At 57.4% G+C, this 4916-nt stretch carries 5 protein-coding genes, 1 tRNA gene and 1 pseudogene; 3 read left to right on the forward strand and 4 right to left on the reverse strand.

Going from position 1 to position 4916, the window contains the following annotated elements:
• Positions 1 to 103: 103 nt before the first annotated feature.
• From HT737_RS07745 to HT737_RS07755, 3 genes and pseudogenes are all read right to left on the reverse strand, one after another.
• Positions 104 to 793 (reverse strand): annotated as a pseudogene (locus tag HT737_RS07745) (sensor histidine kinase); the annotation flags it as partial.
• Positions 790 to 2394 (reverse strand): tetratricopeptide repeat-containing response regulator, encoded by a 1605-nt coding sequence (locus tag HT737_RS07750; protein ID WP_095668545.1) that lies wholly within the window; start codon positions 2392 to 2394, stop codon positions 790 to 792. The gene HT737_RS07750 and the pseudogene HT737_RS07745, both read right to left, overlap by 4 nt.
• 312 nt (positions 2395 to 2706) lie before the next feature.
• Positions 2707 to 2783, reverse strand: a tRNA-Arg gene (locus HT737_RS07755).
• A gap of 294 nt (positions 2784 to 3077) precedes the next feature.
• On the opposite strand from HT737_RS07755, the gene HT737_RS07760 reads away from it, so the two are divergent.
• Positions 3078 to 3308: a hypothetical protein gene (locus HT737_RS07760; protein ID WP_182402081.1), complete on the forward strand. Its 231-nt coding sequence runs from the start codon at positions 3078 to 3080 to the stop codon at positions 3306 to 3308.
• Positions 3309 to 3328: 20 nt separating this feature from the next.
• Positions 3329 to 3508, forward strand: a complete 180-nt coding sequence (locus HT737_RS07765; RefSeq protein WP_047295827.1) for a PA3371 family protein — start codon at positions 3329 to 3331, stop codon at positions 3506 to 3508.
• Here HT737_RS07765 and phnN read toward each other — a convergent pair.
• On the reverse strand, positions 3483 to 4052 hold the full coding sequence (gene phnN, locus HT737_RS07770; RefSeq protein ID WP_182402083.1) for a phosphonate metabolism protein/1,5-bisphosphokinase (PRPP-forming) PhnN: 570 nt from the start codon (positions 4050 to 4052) through the stop codon (positions 3483 to 3485). The two genes, HT737_RS07765 and phnN, sit on opposite strands and share 26 nt — an antisense overlap.
• 388 nt (positions 4053 to 4440) lie before the next feature.
• On the opposite strand from phnN, the gene HT737_RS07775 reads away from it, so the two are divergent.
• Positions 4441 to 4767, forward strand: coding sequence for an Arc family DNA-binding protein (locus HT737_RS07775; protein WP_003178899.1), 327 nt, complete (start codon positions 4441 to 4443; stop codon positions 4765 to 4767).
• Positions 4768 to 4916 lie beyond the last annotated feature (149 nt).

The following is a 4916-nucleotide window of genomic DNA, read 5'->3' on the forward strand; positions in this document are numbered from 1 at the left end:
CTGTAGGAGCTGCCGCGGGTGCGACCTTTTTTGACTTTTGTTTTTTTGAAAGATCAAAAAAGATCGCAGCCCTGCGGCAGCTCCTACACGGGGGCATGCCTTCAGGCAGGTAGAGGCTGAAGACCCCGCCACCCAATGGCCCGCCATTGCGAATTTCGGTGTGCCCGACCACGCCGTTGCGCTGATGCAACGCAGCAATGCGGTTGGCGAAATACAGACCCAGACCCGTGCTGCCGCTGCCGTGATTGATGCCCTGCACGTAATCCGCCTGACGCTCGAGCATCTCGACCGGGTAACCGTCGCCGTCATCGTTGATGCTCAACACCAGTTGCCCGGCTTCGTCGCTGACGGTAATCAGCAGCGACTCGCGGGCATAACGAATGGCGTTGTTGATGCAGTTGCCCAGCACCGACGCAACCAACTCACGATCGAAGAAACCCAGCGGGCTCAGCGGATCGACTTCATAGGTAGCAATGATCCCGCGACTGGCAAACACCTCCTGGTGCGCGGCCAGTTGCGCCTCGATGAAATCATCCAGCTCGTGATACGCCGGTTGCAGCGGCAACTGGTTGACGCCGAGCTTGTACAGCCCAAGCAACTGCACCAGCATGCCGTTGAGGTGGGCAAACTCGAAGTCGATCACGCCCTGCTCCGCGCTTTGCCGCTGAGCCTCAGGTAAACGCGCCAGCCACTGGCTATGGGCCTGCGTCAGCATCGCCAGCGAGTTCTTCATGTCGTGAACGGTGGAGGCGATCACCGTGGAGAAATCCAGAGCCGGATCAAATTGGTTCATTCGCCAAACGCCTTGCTTTTCAGCTTCTGATAACGCGCATAGCGCGCGTCGGTGTCGGGCATCAGGCCGACCATTTTCAGGCAGGCCCGACATTCTTCCAGCTCCGCCGACGGCACACTGGTGTCGGTGCCATGCAGCAGCGACTGGGCCATGTTCAGCGCGATACTGATGTTCTTCGGTTGCATCTTCAGCGCCTTGCGGAACACCTCGCGGGCTTCCACCAGGTTGCCGGTCTTGTACACACGTACGCCCTGCCGGTTGAGGTCGGCAGCGGCGTTGCTCGAACTGAGGATAGTCGGGTCGTCGGTGAGCTTGGCGATGTCTTTCATCACCGCCGGATCGTCACCGTAGATCTCCGCACAGCTCTTGAGCATCGAAGTGCCCGCCTCGGCCTGACCAAGCATCTGCAATTGCTTGGCGACCAGCAGCGCCGCTTCAGGGCTCATGAACTGTTCCATGCCGTCGAGGCGCATCAGCGCTTGTTCGGTGAGCTTGTCAGCGGTCTCGGCATCGTTGAGCAACAGACTGGTGGCCTTCATCAGCCGCGCACGAATCTGCAGGCCCGGGTCAGACGGGTTCTCTTTGGCGACCGCGCTGAGCGTGGTGTTGATCTCCAGCCGCGTGCGCGTGTCGAGGCCGCGCTCACTGCCCTTGCTGATCAAGGCATGGGCCAGGCCAAGGTTGCTTTCCGGATCCTTGAACCGCGACTGCGCCCCCTGCGCCACTGCCTGGCGATACGCCCGGGAAGCGGTGTCGAAATCCTCGTTGGCCATCGCCAGTTTGCCGAGCAACGCTTGCCGGCGCACCGCCAGCGGCGACAAACGAATCGCCTCCTCCAGCACCCGCTGCGCGCCTTTGCTATCGCCCTCGGCGACTAGCACATCAGCCATGCCGTCGTACAACGCCGGCATCATCGGGAACACTTTCAGCGCCTTTTCGTAAACATCCTTGGCCTGCGCCACTTGCCCACGCTTGAACAGCAACTTGCCCAGCCCGGCAAACGCCCACGGCAACGGCCGGTCAGCGATGATGCTGTCGTAGAGGCGTTCCAGCGCTTCGTTCTGATTCATGTCGCGCAGCGCATCGGCGCGATAACGCAGGCACAGCGGCGAATAACGGATGTCCTGCTTGCACAGCGCAATACAGGCATTGAGCACCTCAACCGGCTTGCCGCGATCAAGGGCTTGCAGAATCGGTTTGAGCAACGTCTTGCGCTGCTCCAGACGCTCCAGGCGCTGGGCCAAGCCGGAGCGGTTGAACGGCTTGGTCAGGTAAGCATCCGGCTCGTGCTCCAGGGCGCTGAGCACCATGGCCTGACTGGTCTCGGCCGTGACCATGACAAACACCGCTTCATGGCTGATGAGCTTTTCCGACATCAGATCTTCCAGCACCTGCTGACCGTTCTTCTTGCCGTCACCGAGGTGGAAATCCTGCAGGATAAAATCATAGGACTTCTGCGCGCACATCTTCAGCGCCTGCTCGCCGGTATCAGCGGTGTCCACATCCTTGACCCCCAGCTCGCGCAGCATAGAACGTACGGAACTGCGGAAATCCGAGAAATCATCGACGATCAGAAAACTCTTTTGGTGATACGACAGCATCGAGGATTTCCAGGCAATTGAAGTAGGTGAACCGGGGGCGTTTTCACAAGCGCGCAGATGATAGCTGGAGGCCAAATGCTATCAAGCGATTTCGTGCGAGTCTGAGGTCGCCGAATGAGTTATCGGCAAGGGGTGGGGTTCTCTGAAGTGGAGGGGTTCAAGATTCCTTGTGGAAGAATCTGCTGATGAGAATGTCTGATGACGAACCGCGCCACCGCTCGAATCAGCCTGACCATCAGCGCATGAAAAAAAGCCCCGAAAGATAATTCTGCTCGAGGCTTTTTAGTAGACGCATTCAGCGTCCGGAATGGATGGTGTCCCAGGGCAGGTTCGAACTGCCAACCTTCCCCTTAGGAGGGGGATGCTCTATCCAATTGAGCTACTGAGACACTGGGTTGTCGCGGCCGGACACGGCGCGACGGACGGCGAGCATGTTAACGGCCAGCCCTTGGTTTGTCATGTCGTCCATGGGTTTTTTAAGTGTAGGCAGGCGCCTTGCAATGCTGCGGGAACATTTACCGTGCAATTTGCACTGCCGCAAAAAGCCATCATTGCAGATTGCAACCCGACACTTGGGAAAAACCCTTGCAAATGCTTGTTTTTAAAGGACTTCACAGCGGTTAGACTGTTGGCACGCCGGGTGCTTTGTCTGTTCGTATAACAGAACAAACGGAGTCCGCCCCATGAACAGCACTCTCTTGCTTGCAAACGCAATCGCACTGGCGGTTTTGGTTGGCTTTCATTTTGCTCCAGAGCGTGCTGAACCGGTGGCTCAGCGTATGCCGCATTACTTACAGGTACAGAAAGCGCCGCAGTTGGCGGTGCTGAGCGATCAGGGCGACTTCGCGGCGCAGGCAGTCAATCAGCCTGAGCAAGCACTGCCGACGCGCGACACCGAACGTCTGGTTTTTTGAAATATCTTCAGGAGTACAGCATGTCCAAATCAGCCGCAGGATTTCTGATCCTCGCCTTATTGAGTGGCGTTGTGCATTTTTCGCTGTTCGAGGAAACCGAAGTCACCCTGCCGCTGATTGGCTGCGGCGTGTTTGCAGTGTTGTTTGTGCTGGCCCTGGTGGCCGGGCGCAAGATCAAGTTTGATCCGGTGCTGCGTTAAGCCGGATCAAGTCCAGCAGTTGCTTGACCGCGGCTGTCAGGTCGCCCGAGTTGTCGATCAGATGCACGGGCAAGTCAGTGGCCCTTCTATCCTTGAACTGCGCATTGCGCGCCAGCCTCGCATCAATCTGCTCAGGTGTTTCCCGGCCACGCCTGAGCAGGCGCTCACGCAAAACCTCATCCTTGACGGTCAGCAGCACCGGCAGCAATGTCGGATAGCGCTCATGCGCCTGACGCAAATTGGCCCGTGAGCCATTTACCAGCACGAATCGCCCTGCACGTAACCGTTCATCCATTTCTGCCGGGATGCCGTAATCCAGCCCGTTGGCGTGCCAGGATAGCGAGAAATCCCTGGCCTGCTGACGTCGTTCGAATTCTTCGGGTGTTACGCCAATGGCATCTTCACCCACCGATTCCGCTGATCGGGTAATCACCCTGCGGATGATGTCGCAGTTCAACCGGCGCAATGGTTCACGCGCGGCCTCGATCAGGCTGTCCTTGCCTGAACCGGAGGGTCCCATCAGATAAATAAGCCTGCCATCCATCCTGAAAACGCCCTCCAATGGGGGTTTGCCCTAGTAAATCGGCAAATTGCCACTATCCTGTACAAGTAGGGAACAAGGATTGAAAGCCGCACAGCATGCACGTTCTGACGTCTTAGGGCATCAATAGATGTGCAACAGGAAGCGGCCAGTGATGCGGGCCAAGGCAAAGTTTTCAAACCAGTCCGCATTTCTGATAATTGGTGCTGGCATTACGCCTTTACCCAGCTCAATATTTGTCACAGAATTGACGCCAATGATCTGGCAATTTTGAGGCATGATGCGGGCCTCTTAACAATTCAGGTTGAACCATTTGGCGCGGATGCTTGTCCTATCACACATCCTGCGGCCAATCCCGAGAACCGCTCCCCTGAACTAACCGGTTAAATATATGCGCCCATTGAAACAGGCAATTTATTCCAGCCGTACGGCTGACAAGTTTGTCGTACGTCTGCCAGACGGAATGCGTGAACGCATTGCCGAGGTGGCTCGCAATCATCATCGCAGCATGAACTCCGAAATCATTGCGCGTCTTGAGCAGAGTCTTATTCAGGAAGGCGCACTGGGCGAAGAACTGAGCATGCGCCTGGACAGTCCGGAGCTGTCGCTGCACGAGCGTGAGCTGCTGCAACGCTTCCGTCAGCTGTCGCACCGTCAACAGAACGCTCTGGTGTCGCTGATTGCTCACGACGCCGAGATGGCCGCAGACGCGTCCTGAGTAATACCGAACATCTCAAGCCAGCTTAAGTGCTGGCTTTTTTTTGCCTGAAATCTGCCCCCGAGTAAACCTTGTGGCGAGGGGATTTATCCCCGATGAGTTGCGCAGCGTCCCCGGAAGAGGGCCTGCTGCGCCAGTCCATCGGGATA

Origin of the sequence: Pseudomonas sp. MD195_PC81_125 (assembly GCF_014060985.1) — a bacterium.
GTDB classification, from domain to species: domain Bacteria; phylum Pseudomonadota; class Gammaproteobacteria; order Pseudomonadales; family Pseudomonadaceae; genus Aquipseudomonas; species Aquipseudomonas parakoreensis.

Excerpts from the sequence above, each read along its gene's own strand:
- HT737_RS07750 (WP_095668545.1), bottom strand. The coding sequence starts at position 2,394 with ATGCTGTCGTATCACCAAAAGAGTTTTCTGATCGTCGATGATTTCTCG.
- HT737_RS07760 (WP_182402081.1), top strand. The coding sequence starts at position 3,078 with ATGAACAGCACTCTCTTGCTTGCAAACGCAATCGCACTGGCGGTTTTG.
- HT737_RS07765 (WP_047295827.1), top strand. The coding sequence starts at position 3,329 with ATGTCCAAATCAGCCGCAGGATTTCTGATCCTCGCCTTATTGAGTGGC.
- phnN (WP_182402083.1), bottom strand. The coding sequence starts at position 4,052 with ATGGATGGCAGGCTTATTTATCTGATGGGACCCTCCGGTTCAGGCAAG.
- HT737_RS07775 (WP_003178899.1), top strand. The coding sequence starts at position 4,441 with ATGCGCCCATTGAAACAGGCAATTTATTCCAGCCGTACGGCTGACAAG.